The sequence below is a fragment of the Scytonema hankhaensis NUACC26 genome (assembly GCF_045865695.1).
GTDB lineage: Bacteria > Cyanobacteriota > Cyanobacteriia > Cyanobacteriales > Nostocaceae > Scytonema.
Genome location: NZ_BAACAP010000143.1, coordinates 12,906 through 34,827 on the forward strand (window position 1 = coordinate 12,906; position 21,922 = coordinate 34,827).

Genomic DNA, 21,922 nt, shown 5'->3' on the forward strand with positions numbered 1-21,922 from the left:
TATTTAAAAATAGAAAAATAGGTTATTTCAATGATTGAGCTATCACAACAAAGTTATTTACAATGCATACTCAGTCAATTTTGGGTGCGAATAACAATAAATCGTCATACAAACTTCCCCGAAGTCTGAGTGTCCTTGAAACTTGGAGCTTTGGTGTGACTGCTCATACTGGATGGATTACTGTAGCTCCAGCTTTATGTGCTGCACTGGGAACAAATGCTGTCTTTGTGTGCTTACCTGGAATGATTGTGGGCATTTTGCTGAACCTGCAAGTGCAACGTTTGGGCAAGCATTGGCAGGATATATCGGGAGGAACGCCTAACTATGCAGCGAGGTTGCTCAAAAACTATCCGGGACTGGGTCGTTATATAGCACTTGGATACTTTGTGGGTTGGGCGGCAGCACCTACAGTGCTTGCAGTTGTTCTCACGGATTTAATTAAGGAGAATTTTGAACCATTAAGGATCGCCTGTCCGGAAATAGCACTGAAAATTAGCTTTACCTGCATTGCTTTTGTAGTTGCCTTGAGTGGTACCCGTGCTTTAGCAATATTGCATTTGTTTGTAGTGCTTCCTGCGATCGCATTTACACTAGCTTTTTGCTTACTCGGATTGTGGTGGTTAGCTTTCTCAAATCCTACTCCCAGTCTTTTTCCTTCTATAGAGACATTGCACCCAACATCTCTACATTTTATTGATTGGGCAAAATGGTACTTCATTGCGACTTGGAACTTGTACGGCTGTGAAACCATAGCCTCTTTTGTTGCTGATAGCCAACGACCAAAAGAAACTTTGCGGTTTTTGACCTTTGCTTCTTGGCTGATGCCTCTCATTTATCTGGGAGGAACTCTGGTACTAACTCAACTAGCTACAGTACCTGAAGTAAGTAATAGCACGTACTTAAGCCTTTTAGTAGCATCCAAGCCGTTTTGGGGGCAATATGCTTCTACGTTAGTAACGCTGCTAATTGCTTTCTCCAGCCTTTTGAATTGCGCGACTGCTGTTTGTGTCCTTCCCCGTATTTTGTACCAACTTTCTTTAGACAAACACATTTCTTCTGTATTCGCTTTTGTCTCAAAGCGAGGTGTCTCGATCCCCTCATTGTTATTTACCTTTTTGTTCAGTGTCCTGTGTTTGGTTTGGGGAGATGTCGCCAGAATTGTGACGATCGCTAAGACTGGTTACTTAGCTTCCATCACAGCTTTTCATTTAGGATTATGGCTGCGGCGGGCCAAGTATGAAGTCCGATGGCCTTGGTTATCGCTTTTGTTTTTTATTGTGGAGGCAATTGTCCTCGTAGTTGGAGGTTTCGCTTGGAGTTGGCAAGATTTCCTCATCGGATTGTTGTTGCCTATTTTCATTTTGGTTGTAGATGCTGCTATCCGTCGCATTCGATTTGCACCTTTCGATCTGAGTTGGTGGATTAAACATGACAATGCCCAACCTATTGTTCAGTTTAAGGATTTCATTGCCGTTCAGGTTATCGTCCTGCTGTTATTGACTTGCGGTGCTACCACCATCGGTTGGGTGCTGAGTGCTTATTTGAGTAGAAACTCTAATGTAGTTAGCACAAATTTACTAGTTATCTTGCTTGTAACAGTTGCTTTCGTTACAGTGGCAATAGCTTGCTGGACGACCTTACCACAAATTGCATCCATTGCTGAAGCCCGTGAACTTGCAGAAAACCGCTTCATCACCGCTCTCGATACCGTTCCCGATACAGTTCTGGTCTTAGATCGAAATGGTGCGATTACTCAAGCTAATCCTGCTGCTGAAACTCTCTTAGGAATGAGCATCAATCAACTGATACGGCATGATTTGGCGGAATTTCTCTGTGATTTGGATACTCTACCTGCTTCTTGGCAAAGCACGAGCGAACATCACCTACAAAATTCTGCCAACCGAATCGTGGAAACCACCGTTTCGCAACGTACCAATCACCAGAATCAAGAATACATTGTCTTTTTACGAGATATTAGCGAGCGCAAACTTTCGGAAGAGATTTTACGACATTCAGAAGCCACCTTGAGACAGCAAGCCACTGAATTAGAACAAACACTCAAAGAATTACAAACTACACAAGCACAATTAATTCAATCGGAAAAAATGTCCAGTCTCGGTCAACTCGTTGCTGGTGTTGCCCACGAAATTAATAATCCGGTTAACTTTATTTATGGCAATTTAATTCATCTCGATAACTACACTCAAGATTTATTAGCTTTAGTCCAACTTTATCAGCAAGAATACCCTAATTCTACTCCAGATATTCTGAACTTTATTGCCGATATTGATTTAGATTTTTTGCAAGAAGATGTGCCGAAAACTCTGACTTCCATGAAAGTAGGAGCACAACGTATTCGCGAGATTGTTCTGACGCTCCGTAATTTCTCTCGTTTAGACGAGGCTGACATGAAACCTGTTGACATTCATGAAGGCATTGAGAGTACTTTACTAATTTTACAAAATTCCTGGAAAGAAACATCAGCACAACCAGAAATTGAAGTACACAAAGAGTATAGCTCCTTACCGTCAGTCGAATGCTATGCCGGACAATTAAATCAAGTCTTTATGAATATCTTGACAAATGCTATTGATGCTTTACGCCTGCAGGAAGCTGAATGGTTACAACTGAAGAATGAAAAACACCCCAGTCGCATTACTATCCAAACAAATGTCGAACAGAATTCCTATGTCACGATCCGTATTAAGGACAATGGTCCGGGAATGACACCTGAGGTGAAAACCCGATTGTTCGATCCTTTCTTCACAACCAAACAAGTTGGCAAAGGAACTGGTTTGGGGTTATCAATTTGTTATCAAATTATTGTGGAGAAGCATGGCGGTCAATTAGAGTGCATATCTCAACCAGGACAAGGCACAGAATTTTTGATTGGAATTCCTGTAAAACAGTGACAAATGACACTTGACCAATGATACTTGACCAATGACACTTGACAAATAGCAAATGACACTTGACAAAAAATACTTACTTCCTCGTAGTTTAAATGTCCTTGAAACTTGGGGCTTTGGTGTCACTTCTCATATTGGATGGATTACTGTAGCACCAGTTTTATGTACAGCACTCGGAGCAAATGCAATAATCCTCTGTTTACCTGGTGTCATTGTAGGCATTTTGCTGAATTTGCAAGTGCAATGCTTGGGTAAGCATTGGACGGATGTGTCAGGGGGAACACCCAACTACGCCGCAAGGTTACTTAAGAATTATTCAGGGTTGGGTCGGTATGTAGCACTTGGATACTTTGTAGGATGGGCATCAGTTCCAGTAGTGTACGCGATCGCTCTAAGTGACTTGATAAAGGCGAATCTTGAACCTTTTGGGATCGTATGTCCAGAAATGGCGTTGAAAATTGGTTTCACCTGCATTGTTTTTGTGGTTGCCTTCAGTGGTACACGTGCTGTAGCAATATTGCATTTATTTTTGGTTGTGCCAGCGATCGCGTCTCTACTTGTTTTTTGCTTGCAAGGCTTGTGGTGGCTGACTTTCTCAAATGCCAGTTCCGGTTTCGATCGCGTTGTAGAGACGAGAGGTAGCACGTCTCTACAATTTGTTGATTGGGCAAAGTGGTATTTCATTGCAACTTGGAATATCTACGGCTGTGAAACCACTTCCTCCTTTGTTGCTGACAGTCAATCTCCCAAAGACACTTTACAGTTTTTGACGTTTGCTTCTTGGCTAATGCCACTCATCTTTTTAGGATGCAATTGGGTACTAGCCCAGCCAGCAGGTGCAACAGCACAAGGCAATACCTATTTGAGCCTTTTAGGAGCATCCCAGCCATTTTGGGGTCAGTCTGCCTCCGTGTTAGTAACACTGCTAATGGCTTTTTCTAGCCTTCTCGCTTCCGCTAGCGCTGTTTGCATCCTACCCCGAATTTTGTACCAACTCTCTCTTGATGGACACATATCACCCGTATTTGCTGTTGTTTCAAAACAAGGCGTTTTAGTCCCTGCATTGGTATTTACCTTTTTGTGCAGTGTCTTGAATTTAGTTTGGGGAGATTTGACCAGGATTGTAATGATTACAAATACTGGTTATTTAGCATCAATCACAGCATTTCATCTGGGATTGTGGCTGTGCCGAGGTAGACCAGAAGTGCGATGGGGTTGGTTATCGCTATTGTTTTTTATTGTAGAAGCGATCGTTTTAATAGTTGGGGGCTTGGCTTGGAGTTGGCAAGATTTCCTCATCGGATTGTTATTACCCATCATCATTTTAGTTTTTGATGCTGCAATCCGTCGCATCCAATTTGCACCTTTTCATCCGCGATGGTGGGCTTTGCGTAATAATGACCAACCCATTGCCTTGTTCAAGGATTTTTTTGCTGTTCAAGTCATTATCTTACTGTTACTGAGCTGTGGCGGTACCACAATTGGTTGGTTCCTAAGTACTCAGCTAAATAAAACTTCTCAAACAGGTAGTACTAATTTATTAATTGTTTTACTGGCAACAGTTGCCTTTGTTGCAATTGCCATTGCTTGCTGGACGACGCTACCACAAATTGCATCCATTGCTGAAGCCCGTGAAGTAGCAGAAAGACGTTTTATCACCGCTCTTGATACCGTTCCCGATACAGTTCTGGTCTTAGATCGAAATGGTGCGATTACTCAAGCTAATCCTGCTGCTGAAACTCTCTTAGGAATGAGCATCAATCAACTGACACGGCATGATTTGGCGGAATTTCTCTGTGATTTGGATACTCTACCTGCTTCTTGGCAAAGCACGAGCGAACATCACCTACAAAATTCTGCCAACCGAATCGTGGAAACCACCGTTTCGCAACGTACCAATCACCAGAATCAAGAATACATTGTCTTTTTACGAGATATTAGCGATCGCAAGCTTTCGGAAGAGATTTTACGACATTCAGAAGCCACCTTAAGACAGCAAGCCACTGAATTAGAACAAACACTCAAAGAATTACAAAGCGCTCAAGCACAATTAATTCAATCGGAAAAAATGTCCAGTCTCGGTCAACTCGTTGCTGGTGTTGCCCACGAAATTAATAACCCGGTTAACTTTATTTATGGCAATTTAATTCATCTCGATAACTACACTCAAGATTTATTAGCCTTAGTCCAACTTTATCAGCAAGAATACCCTAATTCTACTCCAGATATTCTGAACTTTATTGCCGATATTGATTTAGATTTTTTGCAAGAAGATGTGCCGAAAACTCTGACTTCCATGAAAGTAGGAGCACAACGTATTCGCGAGATTGTTCTGACGCTCCGTAATTTCTCTCGTTTAGACGAGGCTGACATGAAACCTGTTGACATTCATGAAGGCATTGAGAGTACTTTACTAATTTTACAAAATTCCTGGAAAGAAACATCAGCACAACCAGAAATTGAAGTTATCAAACACTATGAAAAGTTACCGCACATCGAATGCTATGCCGGACAATTAAATCAAGTCTTTATGAATATCTTGACAAATGCTATTGATGCTTTGCGCCAGCAGGAAGCTGAATGGTTACAACTGAAGAAGGAAAAATATTCCAGTCGTATTACTATCAGGACACATCTCGAACAGAATTCCCATGTCACGATTCGTATCAAAGACAATGGATCGGGAATATCACCTGAGATACAAAACCGATTATTCGATCCTTTCTTCACAACCAAACCAGTTGGCAAAGGAACTGGTTTGGGGTTATCAATTTGTTATCAAATTGTTGTGGAGAAACATGGCGGTAAATTAGAGTGCATATCTCAACTGGGACAAGGAACAGAATTTTTGATTGCAATTCCCATTAAACAGTGACCAGTGACCACCTGACCAGTGACCACCCGACCAGTAACCACCTGACCACCTGACCAATGACAAATGACAAAAAACACTTACTCCCTCGCAGTCTAAATGTCCTTGAAACTTGGGGCTTTGGTGTCACTTCCCATGCCGGATGGATTATCTTTGCACCAGGTTTGTATGCAGCACTTGGACTTAATTCAGTATTCGTCTACTTACCCGCAATGATTGTGGGTATTTTACTAAACTTACAAGTACAACGCTTTGGCAGGCAGTGGACTGAAGTGTCGGGAGGAACGCCTAATTACGCCGCAAGACTGCTTAAGAACTATTCAGGGCTGGGTCGCTATGCTGCAATTGGATATTTTGTGGGATGGGTTGCAGCCCCTCCAGTGTACGCAATTGTTCTGACTGATTTGATTAAGGCTAATTTACAATCGTCAAATCTTGTTTGTCCGGAATTAGCGCTCAAACTTGGCTTTACGTGCATTGCCTTTGTCGTTGCTTTTAGCGGGACTCGTACTTTAGCAATATTACACTTGTTTTTAGCCGTACCAGCGATCGCATTCACACTTTTGTTTTGCTTGCTTGGTTTGTGGTGGTTAACTTTCTCAAACACCAGTCCCGGTTTATTGCCTCCCATAGAGACATTCCATGCAACGCCTCTACAATTTAGTGATTGGGCAAAGTGGTACTTCTTGGTCACTTGGAATGTCTACGGCTGTGAAACAACTTCTTCTTTTGTTGCTGAGAGTCAACACCCTAAAAAAACTTTACGGTTTTTAACCTTTGCTTCTTGGTTAATGCCTCCCATTTATCTAGGTGGGTCCTGGGTACTAACTCAATTAGCTACAGCACCCGAATTAGGAAATAATGCTTACTTAAGCCTTTTAGCAGCATCTAAGCCATTTTGGGGTCAGTATACTTCTACATTAGTAACGCTACTCATAGTCTTCCCCAGTCTTCTGACTTGCGCTAGTACTGTTTGCGTCCTTCCCCGCATTTTGTACCAACTCTCCTTAGACGGATATATATCGCCCGTATTTGCTTTTGTCTCCAAGCGGGGTGTTCTGACGCCTGCTTTGGTCTTTAGCTTTTTCTTAAGTCTTTTATGTTTGGCTTGGGGGGATTTCGCCAGAATTTTAATAATAACAAACACTGGCTATTTAGCATCTATAACAGTATTTCATTTAGGCTCGTGGCTGCATCGGGGTAAACCAGACGTTAGATGGTCTTGGTTGTCACTGATATTTTTTATTATAGAGGTTGTTGTTTTAGTTACGGGAGGTTTTGCTTGGGGTTGGCAAGATTTCTTGATTGGGCTGCTGTTACCCATTTTGATTTTAGTTTTCGATGCAGCGATTCGTCACATTAAATTTGCACCCTTTCATCCTCGATGGTGGATTCAACATCAAACTGCTCAACCTCTTGCCTTGTTCAAAGATCTTATTGCTGTTCAAGTCGTTATTTTGCTATTACTTACCTGTAGCGCTACAACGATAAGTTGGTTGTTGAGCACCAAAATCAATAGAAATTCCAGCGTTGCTCAAGGGAATTTATTGATTATTCTACTAGCAACAGTTGCCTTTGTTGCTGTTGCAGTTGCTTGTTGGACAATACTACCACAAATTGAATCCATTGCTGAAGCCCGTGAAGTAGCAGAAAATCGGTTGATTACTGCTCTTGATACAGTCCCCCATACAGTTATTGTCTTAGATAAAAATGGTGCTATTACTCAAGCAAACTCTGCTGCTGAAGTACTCTTGGAAATGAAAATTCATCAACTGATAGGACACCGATTGAGTGAATTTCTCTCTGGGTTAGATGATGTTCCTGCTTATTGGTATGGTAACGAACATCTGTTAAAAAAATCTTACAAGCGCATCATTGAAACTACCGTTTCGCAACGATCTATTAACCAGAATCAAGAGTATATCGTCTTTTTACGAGATATTAGCGATCGCAAGTTGGCTGAAGAGACGCTCCGACATTCAGAAGCTACTTTAAGACAGCAAGCCACTCAATTAGAACAGACTCTCAAAGAATTACAAAGTACACAAGCACAGTTAATTCAATCTGAAAAAATGTCCAGTTTCGGTCAACTCGTTGCTGGCGTTGCCCATGAAATTAATAACCCGGTTAACTTTATTTATGGCAATTTAATTCATCTCGATAACTACGCTCAAGATTTATTAGCTTTAGTTCAACTTTATCAACAACAATATCCCGATTCCTCTGCCGATATTCTTAACTTTATTGCCGATATTGATTTAGATTTTTTGCAAGAAGATGTTCCAAAAACTCTCACTTCTATGAAAGTAGGAGCGCAACGCATTCGCGAGATTGTTCTGACTCTACGTAATTTCTCTCGTTTAGACGAAGCGGAGATGAAACCTGTGGATATTCATGAAGGGATTGAGAGTACTTTACTAATTTTACAAAATTCTTTAAAAGAAACATCAGCACACCCAGAAATCGAAGTTATCAAAGACTATGCTTCCTTACCCCCAGTTGAATGCTATGCCGGACAATTAAATCAAGTCTTTATGAATATCCTCACTAATGCCATTGATGCTTTACGGCAACAAGAAGCGGAATGGTTACAACTGAAGAAGGAAAAATACCCCAGTCGCATTACTATCCAAACACATCTAGAAGAGAATTCTTGTGTCACGATTCGTATTAAAGACAATGGACCGGGAATATTACCCGAAGTAAAAACCAAATTGTTCGATCCTTTCTTCACAACTAAACCAGTTGGCAAAGGAACTGGGTTAGGGCTATCAATTTGTTATCAAATCATTGTAGAAAAGCATGGCGGTCAATTAGAGTGCATCTCTCAACCAGGACAAGGTACAGAATTTGTCATAAAAATCCCTATTCAACAGTAACCAGTAACCAGTAATCAGTTACCAATGACAAATGACAAATGACATAAGATTACCACTTTTCCTCTACTATTGTTTAGTATCTAGATTCCTACCTTGGATATACTACGTGGTACTAGGTCATCATGGCAAAATCTAAAAAGACAGCTCATCAACTCAATCTTAAAGATTCACAATATTACCTTAACCGTGAGTTAAGCTGGCTGGAGTTTAATAAACGGGTGTTACACGAAGCCTGTGACCCCCGCACCCCTCTCATAGAACGTCTGAAGTTTTTGGCAATTTTTAGCTCTAATTTGGATGAGTTCTTTATGGTGCGGGTTGCTGCATTGAAGGAACAAGTGGAAGCAAAAATCAGTTTGGTCACTTTTGATGGTCGTACACCTCAGCAGCAGCTTGAAGAGATTAGCATGGCTTTACGTCCATTGATTGCTCAGCAACACGAACATTTTGAAAAAAGTTTGCGACCCCAACTGGCTGAGCACGGAATTTATATTTTAGATTATATAAATTTATCGGAAGGGCAAAAAAATTATCTAGACCAGTACTACGAAGAACAAATTTTTCCCGTCATCACACCTTTGGCTGTCGATCCCAGTCACCCTTTCCCTTATATCTCTAACCTCAGTCTTAACCTGGCTGTTATCATTAAAAATCCGGAAACAGACGAGGAATTATTCGCTAGAGTTAAGGTGCCTACTGTTTTACCGCGATTTTTGCCTTTACCTCTAGAATTAGGATTTCAAAATTCAGAAAAACCAGCTATTTGGACTGGCGTATCTCTAGAACAAGCAATTGCTCACAATCTAGAGTCCTTGTTTCCTGGAATGAATATTCAGGAATACCATATGTTCCGTATCACTCGTGATGTAGATTTGGAATTGGAAGAAGATGAAGCTGACGATCTATTACTAGCAATTGAACACGAACTGAGAAAGAGACGTGTTGGTGGTTCTCCTTTAAGGTTAGAAATACATTCTCAGACTCCTGAGTCAGTGAGAAAACGATTGCTAGAGGATTTGGAGTTAACAGAATACGATGTCTATCAAGTTGATGGTTTGATGGGACTAAAGGATTTGATGTTCTTCATGTCAATGCCAGTTCCAGATCTTAAAGATGAACCATGGAAGTCTGTAGTTCCTACGCGCTTGCAACGGATTAAGGATTTAAGTATAAATTCTAACTTGCGAGAGGTGGAGGAAGGAAAAGACTTTTTTACAGTTATCCAAGAAAAGGATTTGCTCGTACATCATCCATATCAATCTTTTTCAACATCAGTTGTGCGTTTTATTACTAGTGCAGCCTATGACCCCAATGTGCTAGCAATTAAAATGACTCTCTATAGGACATCTTTCGACTCGCCAATCCTGAATGCCTTAATTGCTGCTGCTGAAAATGGCAAGCAGGTTTCTGTACTGGTAGAACTTAAGGCGCGATTTGATGAAGAGAACAATATTAAGTGGGCAAAGCGTCTAGAAAGTGTAGGAGTTCACGTTGTTTATGGTTTAGTCGGTTTGAAGACTCACTGCAAAACTGTTATGGTAGTGCGGCGCGAACAAGAACGGATTCGTCGCTACGTACATATTGGGACTGGTAACTATAATCCAAAAACAGCACGACTGTATACGGACTTGGGATTATTTAGCTGTCATGAGGATTTGGGAGCTGATGTTACAGATGTTTTCAATTTCTTGACAGGGTATTCTCGGCAAAAGTCCTACCGACTCCTGTTGGTGGCTCCAGTGAATATGCGCGATCGCTTTATTTATTTAATCCATCGAGAAATCGAGAATGTTCACAATGGTCTAAGCGGGAGAATTGTTGCTAAGATGAACTCCCTAGTCGATCCTGAAATCATTTCGGCACTATACCAAGCTTCTCGTGCAGGCGTACAAATTGACTTGATTGTACGAGGAATATGTTGTTTGCGTCCCGGATTAAAAGATATTAGTGAAAATATTCGCGTTATCAGTATTGTTGGTCGTTTTCTAGAGCACTCTCGTATGTATTATTTCTACAACAACGGACAAGAAGAAATTTTCATTGGTAGTGCCGATTGGATGCCTCGTAACTTAGATCGTCGAGTAGAAGTCATTACTCCTATCTTAGATCCAGATATTGCTAAGGATTTGCAGGAAATTTTGGGAATTATGCTCGCGGATAATCGTCAAGCTTGGGAATTACAACAAGATGGTAGTTATATTCAAAGACGCCCTGCTGAAGATTCTCCAGAAGCTAGTTCGCAAAAAATTTTCATGTCTATGACTTCAAGCATAAATACAAGTACTCCAAATATAGTTAGTACAAATACGAAGAAAAGTTCATCACAACTTGACAATTAGCTCATAATATTTTGATAATTAACTGCTGATTGTTCCCAAGAAAACTCTCATTTTTGACACATTACTTGATATGCTCATTGGAACTTAGAAATTATTCAACCATTGGATAGAGTGAGTTTAGTTGCTTATTCTCATAAACTGTAAAAGTTACCATATGTTCTCTATAGTTCCCTAGGATGTTAGTTTTGTCCTGTGAGTCTTCTACCTTAAGAGTTATTGTGGTCGATGACCACGAATTAACTCGTTTAACCTTGAAATTAGCGTTTTCTCGTCAAGAAAATATTCAAGTAGTTGGTTTAGCAAGCAATGGTCAAGAAGCCATAGAATTGGTTGAACGTACTCACCCGGATGTGATCGTTCTAGATTTACAAATGCCAATTATGGATGGCTGGAGTGCATCTCGTCATATTAAAGCCATTGCCCCAGATACCCAGATCGTTGCTTACTCCTCAGTAGAGGATGTTAAGTTTCAAGATCCCAAAGAAGTTGGTAGTTTAGATGCTGTTTGCAAAAAAGACGTACCTACCACAGAACTGATTGAGCTAGTAAGACAATTAGGCAAGAAAACCGCAAATCATTCGGTAAGCAATTAAATGGTGCTGTATGCCTAACTTAAAAAATCAGCAGATCGGTTACAATTTGGGTTATAAAAAAATGTTATATGTTTATATGCGTCAATAGAATTGCAGTTTGACAATTCCTTTTGACGCAAATTCCGTATTTAACGATTAGTTATTGGATCTAAATTATTTCTGGATCGGGAAAGGTGCGTCTAAACTCATCTATTAGATCGTCCATTTCTTCCAAGGCTTGATTTACATCTACTCTTAAAGTTCCCAAATTAGGTTTTTCTAGAAGATTCAGTAGATACTCGCGTTTAGCTTTGACCAAGGCTACTCTTTCTTTAAGTGTTTGTGCATCCATATTTTGTGTTTTTATCTTAAAAAATCTTCTTACTATTTAAACTTAGCGTAAAAACGTTAACTTTGAAAAGGAAGTGGTAAATAGGGGGCAAGAAAATTTTTATGCGGCGCTCGTTGCACGCTATAGTCTCTTGGCTGACTGTGTTGAAAATAGGGTGTAGGGTGGGCATTGCCCGTATATGTATAGCTTGTGAATAGTCACTAAATAGTAGTACAAAAGAAATGCTAGGAATTTGTACTATACAAAAATCATGTTACGCCAATTTTCTTTGGGAACGCTTGGGTTAACAGTCGGTGGGATTTTAACAATAATCGGCTTTGTGGCTTATGCTGCAGACTATGCCACACTCAATCTTGTTGGATTTTTTTATGGAATTCCTCTTCTGTTGGGAGGACTAGCTCTCAAAGCTAACGAAATTCCACCCGTGCCTTTTAGTCAACCGACAACGCCACAAGTGTTGGCACTGCGAGAAAAACAGGCAACTGCTACTCAAACTAAAATCCGCAAAGATTTGACTCGATACTGGTACGGGCAAGATGCTCATTTTGATAAATCTCTAGAATTTTTGGGTCTTGGTTCCTCAGATGAAGACAGACCAGAAATATCAGGACTGAGAGAAACGGAGATTAATGGAGCTTATGCCCTCATTTTGGAATTTAATTCGCCTGCCGTACCTATTGATGTATGGCAAAAAAAGCAGGAAAAAATGACGAATTATTTCGGTCCCGGTATCGAGGTTGCTGTCACGCAACCAGATGCAAATCAAATTGAGTTGACTTTGGTTGTGAATTCTAATGGTTAGTGATTGGTAGTCAGTGGTTAGTGGTTAGTGGTTAGTGGTTGGTAGTTATTTACAACTAACCACTAACTAGTATCAACTAACAACTAACAAAATTCATTTTTCCAAACGAACTGCATACCATTGTAAGTATTGACCGAGACCAACATCTAATTCACAGGTGGTATCTATTAAATATTTTGCTTGTTCTTCAAGTGAATTAAAAGATCGTAAATCGGGCATTAACTCTTCGACTTCAATATTTTGTAAAACGCTTTTTAGCTTCTCACGTAATTCTAGGGCGGTCAAAATTTGCTCGGGTTGATTTGTTTCTAAAACAACAAAATAATCTTGGCTATACATTAATGGGTCTGGCATATCAACTCATGCTATAAGGTTTACTATAATTTTATATTCTACGTACATCCTCTCACGAGCATCTTTACTTGTCCATTACATAAGATAAAATACAAGAGTTTAGTAATTAGACATTATTGAATGGGAATTATAAAAGAAACATCTTTTACTTTCAGGTTATCAATCAAGACATGGTGTAGCGGTAGAGTGTCACAATCGCCTTACCACAACCGTGTCGCTTATTTTACAGAATATTTTATGGAATGCAACTCATGTCCGGCATAAGCCAATTTTCTATCTCCAATGACCCCCCTTTGATTCTTGTTGCCGACGATGATAAGACCATTCGGATGCTGTTGCGTGAAGTCATGGAAAAAGAAGGTTATCGTGTGGTGGATGTCTCTAATGGTAAACAATGTCTGGATACATTCACAACCGTCAAACCAGACCTCATTTTGTTAGATGCTGTTATGCCAGTTATGGATGGCTTTACTTGTTGCAAGCAATTAACTCAGTTGTCCAGAACTCTCTTTGCTTCGAGTCTCGTTCATTCTATGCCCGGTTTGTCTTTTGGTAATAGTACAATTTCAAGATTGTGCGATCGCATTCCTATTTTAATGATTACAGGTTTAGAAGATTCTGAATCAGTCGATCGCGCATTTGAGGCAGGAGCAAGCGATTATGTGACCAAACCAATTCATTGGGCAGTGCTACGCCAACGAGTCAAAAGACTGCTGCAACAGGCACAACTTTACAAACAATTAGAGGCAGTGACCCAAGCTTTACAAGAACTGGCTAATGTTGATGGCTTAACTGGGGTTGCAAATCGCCGTCGTTTTGACCAATATTTAAACGCTCAGTGGTTGAACTCCGTAGAGGAGCAATTGCCACTGTCTTTAATATTATGCGATATAGATTATTTTAAACTTTACAATGATAAGTATGGTCATATAGCAGGAGACTCCTGTTTGCGAAAAGTTGCAACCGTCCTAAGTCGTACAGCTGAAAAAAATCAGGATTTGGTAGCGCGTTACGGAGGTGAAGAATTTGCTGTGATTATGCCTAACACCCATGCAACTCGTGCCGTTCACGTCGCAGCTGCCATGCAAGCGGGCGTTAGGGAACTCGAACTCGAGCATATGGAATCCACCGTCAGCCACTTCATAACCTTAAGTATTGGAGTAGCCACGACAGTTCCCAAGTTTGAATCTTCTCCAACCACTTTAATTATGGCGGCAGATAAAGCTCTTTACCAAGCGAAAGCAGAGGGACGCAACCGAATAATTCTCAAGCAGTTGAATTGTTGAGTTGTAGTCTTAAGCAGATCGGGTGCTAGTCGCGTCCATAGCACTACGCTATCGGGTAGAGGATCGCCAGAAGCTATGCCCAAACTGAAGGGATAACCAGAAAAACTAGGTTGTGCTAAAACTCCGTGATGCCACTGAGTTGTCAAAAACCCTGTAGTGACTGCCCCAGCACCAAGTAAAAAGCGCCGTCGCTTGACTCTACTAGATAACAAGCGATCGCAATGAAAACGCTCCATATGTATTCTTTGTTATAAATTTTGAAGGAAGGGAATGAGAGGTTACAGACGTGAATTTGGTATCAAACCCAACTGAATGTTGCAAGAACAGGTTACCAACTAGGTCTTAAATCACTATTAAGAGGTTGTTAATACTTTGATAAATACTGATTGTGGGACAATTATTTATCTTGTAGGACGGGCGTCCTCGCCCGTTCTATCTTAATGGCGGGCGAGGACGCCCGCACCACAAGATTTTAGGATATTGTTTTGTTTGAAAGTCCCTAAAGCCGATGACGGGATTTGAACCCGTGACCTGCTGATTACGAATCAGCTGCTCTACCGCTGAGCCACATCGGCGTACATAATACAAGATTATAACAGTATTTACATCATGATAGACCCCAACAGTAAAAATCGCCTGAAATCCGAGCAATACGCCCGCTTAAAAGCAGAAGCAGCAGCCCCCTATCGAGGTTTGCGGATGTTTATTTACATTGCTTGTGGTGCTTCTGGTTTTATTGGTCTGTTCATCTTCCTAACACAGTTATTAGCTGGACGGGATATTGAAAGCGCTCTACCTAATTTAGCGCTTCAAATAGGAATAGTTACCTTGATGGTTTTTCTTTGGCGCTGGGAGCAACGTCGCCAAAAGTAGGGCGTAGTAAACTTTATAACTATATATAATTTTCCTTCCCTGGAGTCTCGATCTACATTGCTATTTTACAATCAACTTAACAATTCTATACATTAGACAATAAAAAAACAGAAAAAATTAAAAAAATATTAGGAAATTAGAAAATTGAAAAAATTCTGAGACACTAGTATTTGTTCAAACGGGGTCAGCTTATATAAAGACCCTGAATATAAACAGATAGTAAGAAAGGGTCAGTCAAAATTTTAAAGACCCTGCTTTTAAGAAAAGTCAATAATACTAAGTGCCAGAACTGACACATTGTCAGTTCTGGCACTTAGTATTATTGTTAGTTGTTAGTCGTTAATTGTTAGCTACTAACCACTAACCACTAACTATCCCTATGGAGTCCTAACGAGATAAGGAGAAGGTATTGCTTGCAAGTTGCCTCTACTTACGAGTGCTTGGTAAACAAAGGCAGCAACTTCTGCTCTAGTTGCTTGACGATTAGGGTTGAGTTCCTTCACTGAAGGATAATTAACGACTAGTTGTTTTGTAGTTGCTGCTGCTATGGGACCTGCTGCGTAGTTGGGAATTTGAGAAGCATCACTGTAAACAGATAAAACAGTTTGGCTATCTGTAGATAATCCCAATCCATTAGCTAAGGACACTAGCGCTTGTACTCGTGGAATTTGTTGTTCTGGTTTAAAAGTCTTGTCAGGATAGCCAGACACAAAACCACCTTGGTAAGCAGATTGAATCACCTTATAAGCCCAAAAATTGCGGCTTACATCGTTAAAACTAGAGGTTTCGCGTTTGGGGTTTGGTGCAAATGCTTTACTAATAATGGCAGCAAATTGGGCGCGAGTGACTGGTTCATTGGGTTTAAAAGAACCATCGGGGAACCCAGCAATAATATTCTTAGCGGCTAGTGCTTCAATATACGTTTTTGCCCAGTAACCTGCTGGCACATCTCTGAAAGCTGTTGCACCGCCTAATGGTGCATCAACGGCTGCTGCTACAAAGTCAACTTTGCCAGAAATTCGCTTTTCATCGATATCATTACCAACAGCAAGTATCGTGTTGCCTGTAGTCGCGTTCAGTACATCGAAGAACTTTTTAACGTCCTTTTTACCGTTATTACGAATTATATTCTTACCAGGGTTTTCGGCTGTTCCTAGATCTGGTTGTGCATTTTGAATAACGACTAAACCATGATCTCGGTTATCTTGAATAACATTATTACGCAATACTGGTTTAGAAGCTCCGTTAACTACGATACCACCATTATTTTGAAGAATCTGGTTATCAGTAATTAATGGTGATGCTAAATCGCTCACTGCAACGCCAAAACCAGTATCTTGAAATAAGTTATTGCGAACCTCTCCTCGAGCAGATTTAGCTACAGAAACTCCATTACCTTTATTTTGAATAAAGACGTTATTTTCGATTTTTGGGTTGGCTTTACCTGTAACAAAAACACCCTCTCGCACGCTGTTAGTAAAAGTAGAGTTGCTGACCACAACATTGGTAGTTTCAATCCACACTCCAGTTCCACGATTTTCTGGATTGGTCACTGTAATTCCACTAATCGCACTATCGTTTTGAGCAAGGATTGCTACATTCTGACGGGCAAAAGTGGGACTGATAAAATTACCACTGCCTACAATTAATATTCCTTGACCTTTAGTAGATTCGTCACCGCGCAACGTTACGCTAGGTCCAATCGTTAGTGGAAAAACTTCTCCACTTTCTTGATTGTAAGTACCGGGAGCTAGTTGAATAACTGCACCTGCTTTGACTTGCTTGAGAGCGTAGGTGATAGTTTTATAAGCCTTTGCTTCTGAACTTCCAGCATCGGGACTATCTTGACCCGTTTCTGGATTAACGTAAAGAGCAGTCGCGCCAACAGGTACTTGTGCTGTTGTCATGGTCGTATTGACTTTTTGAGGCACTTCTCCTGCAATGACCTCTTTGTCTAGAAGGATAAATCCACCAGTGACTGCTAACAAAGCACTGAGTCCTACTGGCAAAGCGCGAATGTGAAAGTATTTTGATTGCGGAATGTTAAATCCCTGGTGTGTCATCTTGATTTGTGGTTTTAAATGTACAAAATTAGACTTAACTGAAGGATGAAGTTTCAAGAATAAAGAGTGAAGAACTTATTCATCCTTATATGCTTCATCCTTCATACTTCATTTTTTAAACTCAATCCGGTTATTTACAAGCTTTTTAGTTGTGAAACTTATGCAAAACTATAGCCGATGACATATGCATTGGCAGCTGTGTTCCCTGGAAAAAAGAGATTTTTATCGTTAAGTTTTGTACAATTAAAGTTACATATAATTACTGATAACGGTTATTTAATGATTACCAGATACCCATCAGATCCCCGACAACTTCTGCGAATGCAGCTATTTTTTGTCAGCTTCTGTCTTTTACTGCAAGGGATTCCTGCTTTTGCTGCTGAAAGTGTAATACTGAAGTATCGTATCTTTCGCGAATCACTTTCTGTGAAAGAACTGTCAACGTTTGCCCAAACGGGAAAACTGTCTAGTTCGCTGTCATCTAACCTAGCTTCTTCAGGTCAAAATCCCCAAGAGGTTCGTAAGTATTTGACGGAACCTGTAAAAGTTAACTTATTAATTCTTGATAAAATACTCAATAGTCAAGTGGGTAATGCAGCCCTCGACCAACTCAGTCAAGTGATTCACACACCTTCTGGGAAAGCCGATCGCCAAGCTTTGCGTTCTGCTTTGATTCTTTCTGCTAATAAAGATGAAAAGATTACGTTAATAGAAATTATTCAAAATTACCCAACGTCGGAAGTTGAGGTTGATGGCGATCGCCTTGCACTTGCCCATCGTCAACTTCAAATTTTACAGGGAAATCTCCCAGATTTTCTTAAGTTTTAACGACCGAACGTAAATAATAACCAGTTATCAGATAACTGTGAATTAAATCAGTAAATAAACAAATAAATAAAAGTAACTGATAACTGATAAACCTTCTTAATACGCTAGGGTTTCTAAAGTTTCGCGTAAATAGCGCTGCACTTGTTCCTCTAGCCGAAGTTTTTGCACTCGATCGTCGCGCTCTAACAACCAGCGTTGGAATCCAGAGCTAGCTGCGATCGCACTTTTGAGATTGTTCCACATATTCGTATTGCCTGGGGATTGGCGATCTGTTGAGTACATCCGAACCATAGTTTCTTAATCCTCATCTAAAAACTTCCGGGAGCATGGAAACCGTGTGTCTTTGAACCACGGGGGAAATGCGACACAATTTGTTTTAACAAGTGTCCTCATTATTAAGGATAATTTTTTCCAACAGTTAATTCTGTTTCGTTAGTTACTAAAACTTATACCTTACTTACGGAAACTTTATTGTGTGGTTTAGAAATGTTTATTTATCTTCAAAGATTAAAAAATCAACGTGAAGAAACTTTCTTCTGCCATCTACCCTCCAATAAATATAGAGTTAAGAGTTGTTCAACAGACAACTAACTCCTAACTCTAAACTTTGTACCCACTACCTTGTTTTAGAAAGGGTACGACGCTTGGTTACCATCTGGTAGGCTTCGATGATATCACCCTCAGCCCAGTCAGTATATTTATCTATACCGACACCACATTCATAACCAGAATTGACTTCACGTGCATCTTCCTTCATCCGCTTGAGGGAGTCAAGAGTGTCTTCATGGATTACCTTGCCATTACGACGCACACGCACTTTGCAGTTCCGAATGAGTTTGCCAGACTGTACGTAACAACCAGCTACAGAGCCGCGACCGACAGGGAAGACAGCACGCACTTCTGCTTGACCGAGGTGTTCTTCTACCAACTCTGGTTCCAAGAGACCTTCTAGAGCACCTTGGATATCTTCCAACAGTTTGTAGATGATGTCGTATTCCCGTACATCGACACCTGCTTCATCAGCCGCATGTCTTGCACCACTTGCGTAGGTTGTGTTGAAACCAACAATAACGGCTCCACTGGCTGCAGCCAAGTCGATATCTGTTTGAGTGATTTCACCTGCAGATGCTAATAACAACCGAATTTGTACTTCGTTTTGTGGAATTTGTCTGAGCGATCCCACAATAGCTTCTACAGAACCCTGTACGTCTCCCTTCAAAATCAAGTTGAGTTCTTTCAACTCGCCCTCTTGAGCTTGAGCTGACAGACTTGTAAGGGTAACACGTCCCTGCATGAGGCGGGATTGACGTTGTTTTTCAGCACGGTCGGAAGCGATAGAGCGAGCTTGTTTCTCGTTATTAAAGACCTCAAACTCATCACCTGCTGCTGGTACTTCACTTAAGCCTAGTACCTCAACAGCGAAGGAGGGATTGGCTGCTTCGACTCTTGCTCCTCTGTCATCCACCATGGCTCGGACTTTACCGAAGACAGAACCCGCTACTAACAGGTCGCCTACGTGTAACGTACCGTTTTGAATCAACAGGGTAGCAACCGGACCTTTGGCTTTATCCAGATGTGCTTCAATAACAGTTCCCCTTGCCATGCGCTCTGGGTTAGCAGAAAGTTCTTCGATTTCTGCTACTAACAGAATCATCTCAAGCAGCGTATCGAGGTTGTCACCTGTAATAGCGCTGACTGGAACCATGATTGTATCGCCGCCCCATTCTTCTGGAACGAGAGCGTATTCTGTTAATTCTTGCTTCACCCGGTCTGGTTGAGCTTCTGGCTTATCAATTTTGTTGATAGCGACCACAATGGGAACTTCGGCTGCTTTAGCATGGCTGATAGCTTCCACTGTTTGGGGACGAACGCCGTCATCCGCCGCAACTACCAAGATGGCAATGTCGGTAACCCGCGCTCCTCTTGCCCGCATTGCTGTGAATGCTTCGTGACCGGGAGTATCGAGAAATACAATTTGCTGTTCTTTACCGTCGTGTTCCACATCTACGTGGTAAGCGCCAATGTGCTGGGTAATACCACCCGCTTCACCAGCAGCCACCTTTGTTTTGCGAATCGAGTCGAGCAGGGTAGTTTTTCCGTGGTCTACGTGACCCATAATTGTCACCACTGGCGGACGTCGCTGGAGTTTTTCCAGATCTTCGACATCAATCATTTCTGTGACTTTACGGGCTTCTGCTTCGGGTTCGGCAGTTGTAATTTCTGTTCCTAACTCGTTGGCAACTTGAGTAATTGTGGGAATATCGAGGCTTTGGGTTATGCTAACCGCTATACCCTTCATAAACAGGACTTTTACAATCTCTGTATCAGCAACTGCTAAACCTTCTGCCAGTTCTTGGACAGTCATGGGACCGGTAACTGTAAATATTTCCGGGCGCTCCCGTTTTTGTTCTGTCTGACGACGGTTCTGTTGTTGCTCGGCGCGATTGCTAGCTGGTTTTTTCCCTCTCGTTACTGGAGTCACAACAGCCACAGCAGGTTGTGCTGCTTTAGCTGCCTTGGGTTTGGGTGGACGAGCAATGGAAAGACTAACTTGAACGGCGGCTGGTATTTCCAGTCCTTCTTCGTCAAGTAGATCGTCTTCTAACAAGTCCTCATCATCAACTATGGGCTTGAGACGCTTTCCTTTAGCAACGCCCTTACCTGTTTTAGCTGCTTCTTTGAGTTCATCGATATCTTCGTCCTGCCACTTCTTACCTTTAGCTTGCCGTGGCGGCGTTGGTCGCTTGAGTTCGATAACTTCAGGTACAACTACATCGTCGTCGTCTTCCTCAACACCGACCGCTGCTGTTTTGCTTGAACTTGGCACTTGTTTTGGTGGAGTTGCCAGTGTTGCTGCAGCTGGATGATCGACCGACGGGCGCGTTGGTCTGCCCGGTCTTGGAGTATCACTACCGCCTGGGACTGGTGCAGATGGTTTACCCACGCCGCGTTCCGATCTCACAGGTGGGGCGGGACGCGATGGTTTTGATGGTGGTGCTGTTGAGTCCCCAGTAGGTGGTTTGTTGACTCTTTCTTTCTGCGGTCTTGCCTGGTCGTGCTTGCCGGAGTGTTCTTGCTTTCCAGGTCGATTGCGATCGCGTTCGGGATCGCGTTCTGGCTTAGCTTGGTCGCGATCGCGCTTCAGAATTGGCTTTTCACTTACATTCGCTTGGGGAGAAATGCCACCTGTATTGGGCTTTTCTCCTGCTGGTCTTGTAGGTGGTGCCGTCAGTTGCGGCTTTTGAGGTCTTTCCGGTTTTACCTTAGACCCTTGAGAAGGTGCAACCGATTTTTCTGGTTTTGCTGTCGTTGTTTTTTCCGCCGGTTTTTCTGTATCTTGTGTCTTATTAGCCGCATCTGTCACAACAAGTTCTTGAGCGGTCTCAGACTGATTCCGGGGTACAGGTTTGCTTGGTGCCACGGGCTTCATGGGTGAGACTGGGGTAGCGAAGGGCTTAGGGGGGGAAGGAGGATTAACTTCAGAAGAAGCAAGTCTGATGTTGGTAGCAACTGACGCCTCGGAGGCGTTTGACGTCTGGTTTATCAAGTCTTTAGGTTTACGTATCTCCAAGATTTGTTGACTATTAGGTGCAGCAGGTCTGTTTCGGGAGCCAGCTTGTAGTGAATTTATTCTATGGCTATTTCCACCATTATCCTTTTTTTGCGGCACAGTTGTTGCCGCTAATTTTTCTGCTTGAGTCCGAATGCGTTCTGCTTCCGACTCTGTAATTGTACTGCTATGGCTTTTGACCGCAATGTTGAGCTGGTCGCAAATTGCTAATAGCTCTTTATT

The 21,922-nt window shown here is 41.6% G+C and carries 14 protein-coding genes, 1 tRNA gene and 1 pseudogene; 9 read left to right on the forward strand and 7 right to left on the reverse strand.

The window, feature by feature from the left end; translation table 11 throughout:
* Positions 1 to 62 precede the first annotated feature (62 nt).
* The 5 genes from ACKTT2_RS09580 to ACKTT2_RS09600 all read left to right on the forward strand — a co-directional run bounded on the left by ACKTT2_RS09580 (position 63) and on the right by ACKTT2_RS09600 (position 11,592).
* Positions 63 to 2,912 (forward strand): ATP-binding protein, encoded by a 2,850-nt coding sequence (locus tag ACKTT2_RS09580; RefSeq protein WP_407886063.1) that lies wholly within the window; start codon positions 63 to 65, stop codon positions 2,910 to 2,912.
* A 52-nt stretch (positions 2,913 to 2,964) separates the two neighbouring features.
* The gene (locus ACKTT2_RS09585; RefSeq protein ID WP_407886066.1) at positions 2,965 to 5,784 is read left to right on the forward strand and encodes an ATP-binding protein; all 2,820 of its coding nucleotides are present in this window, start codon (positions 2,965 to 2,967) and stop codon (positions 5,782 to 5,784) included.
* Between the two features lie 56 nt (positions 5,785 to 5,840).
* Positions 5,841 to 8,660 carry an ATP-binding protein gene (locus tag ACKTT2_RS09590; RefSeq protein ID WP_407886068.1) on the forward strand — a complete coding sequence of 940 codons (2,820 nt, stop codon included), beginning with the start codon at positions 5,841 to 5,843 and terminating at the stop codon, positions 8,658 to 8,660.
* 122 nt (positions 8,661 to 8,782) lie between these two features.
* The gene (gene ppk1, locus ACKTT2_RS09595) at positions 8,783 to 10,999 is read left to right on the forward strand and encodes a polyphosphate kinase 1 (protein ID WP_407886070.1); all 2,217 of its coding nucleotides are present in this window, start codon (positions 8,783 to 8,785) and stop codon (positions 10,997 to 10,999) included.
* 176 nt (positions 11,000 to 11,175) lie between these two features.
* Positions 11,176 to 11,592 carry a response regulator gene (locus ACKTT2_RS09600; RefSeq protein WP_407886073.1) on the forward strand — a complete coding sequence of 139 codons (417 nt, stop codon included), beginning with the start codon at positions 11,176 to 11,178 and terminating at the stop codon, positions 11,590 to 11,592.
* Positions 11,593 to 11,740: 148 nt separating this feature from the next.
* On the opposite strand, the gene ACKTT2_RS09605 is transcribed toward ACKTT2_RS09600, so the two are convergent.
* Positions 11,741 to 11,923: a hypothetical protein gene (locus ACKTT2_RS09605; RefSeq protein ID WP_407886075.1), complete on the reverse strand. Its 183-nt coding sequence runs from the start codon at positions 11,921 to 11,923 to the stop codon at positions 11,741 to 11,743.
* 250 nt (positions 11,924 to 12,173) lie between these two features.
* Between ACKTT2_RS09605 and ACKTT2_RS09610 the strand changes: the two genes are divergently transcribed.
* A complete protein-coding gene (locus tag ACKTT2_RS09610; RefSeq protein ID WP_407886077.1) occupies positions 12,174 to 12,725 on the forward strand; it encodes a DUF2854 domain-containing protein in 552 nt (183 codons plus the stop codon).
* Between the two features lie 93 nt (positions 12,726 to 12,818).
* Here ACKTT2_RS09610 and ACKTT2_RS09615 read toward each other — a convergent pair whose 3' ends face one another.
* Positions 12,819 to 13,079: a CRR7 family NDH-1 assembly protein gene (locus tag ACKTT2_RS09615; RefSeq protein WP_407886079.1), complete on the reverse strand. Its 261-nt coding sequence runs from the start codon at positions 13,077 to 13,079 to the stop codon at positions 12,819 to 12,821.
* 251 nt (positions 13,080 to 13,330) lie between these two features.
* Here ACKTT2_RS09615 and ACKTT2_RS09620 point away from each other — a divergent pair, with 251 nt between their 5' ends.
* Positions 13,331 to 14,365: a GGDEF domain-containing response regulator gene (locus tag ACKTT2_RS09620; RefSeq protein WP_407886081.1), complete on the forward strand. Its 1,035-nt coding sequence runs from the start codon at positions 13,331 to 13,333 to the stop codon at positions 14,363 to 14,365.
* Positions 14,366 to 14,376: 11 nt separating this feature from the next.
* On the opposite strand, the pseudogene ACKTT2_RS09625 reads toward ACKTT2_RS09620, so the two are convergent.
* Positions 14,377 to 14,601, reverse strand: a pseudogene (locus ACKTT2_RS09625) (PhoD-like phosphatase N-terminal domain-containing protein); the annotation flags it as partial.
* A gap of 267 nt (positions 14,602 to 14,868) precedes the next feature.
* Positions 14,869 to 14,940: transfer RNA gene (locus tag ACKTT2_RS09630), tRNA-Thr, on the reverse strand.
* Between the two features lie 34 nt (positions 14,941 to 14,974).
* On the opposite strand from ACKTT2_RS09630, the gene ACKTT2_RS09635 reads away from it, so the two are divergent.
* A complete protein-coding gene (locus tag ACKTT2_RS09635) occupies positions 14,975 to 15,238 on the forward strand; it encodes a DUF3493 domain-containing protein (RefSeq protein ID WP_407886083.1) in 264 nt (87 codons plus the stop codon).
* Between the two features lie 377 nt (positions 15,239 to 15,615).
* On the opposite strand, the gene ACKTT2_RS09640 is transcribed toward ACKTT2_RS09635, so the two are convergent.
* Positions 15,616 to 17,301, reverse strand: a complete 1,686-nt coding sequence (locus ACKTT2_RS09640) for a DUF1565 domain-containing protein (protein WP_407886085.1) — start codon at positions 17,299 to 17,301, stop codon at positions 15,616 to 15,618.
* 177 nt (positions 17,302 to 17,478) lie between these two features.
* On the opposite strand from ACKTT2_RS09640, the gene ACKTT2_RS09645 reads away from it, so the two are divergent.
* Entirely contained in the window at positions 17,479 to 18,129 is a 651-nt protein-coding gene (locus tag ACKTT2_RS09645; protein WP_407886087.1) for an alpha/beta hydrolase, read from the forward strand.
* 96 nt (positions 18,130 to 18,225) lie between these two features.
* On the opposite strand, the gene ACKTT2_RS09650 is transcribed toward ACKTT2_RS09645, so the two are convergent.
* Both ACKTT2_RS09650 and infB read right to left on the reverse strand, forming a co-directional pair.
* Complete coding sequence (locus ACKTT2_RS09650; RefSeq protein WP_407886089.1) at positions 18,226 to 18,420, reverse strand: hypothetical protein; 195 nt, start codon at positions 18,418 to 18,420, stop codon at positions 18,226 to 18,228.
* 325 nt (positions 18,421 to 18,745) lie between these two features.
* The coding region (gene infB / locus ACKTT2_RS09655; protein ID WP_407886091.1) for a translation initiation factor IF-2 at positions 18,746 to 21,922 on the reverse strand (3,177 nt) is incomplete at its 5' end.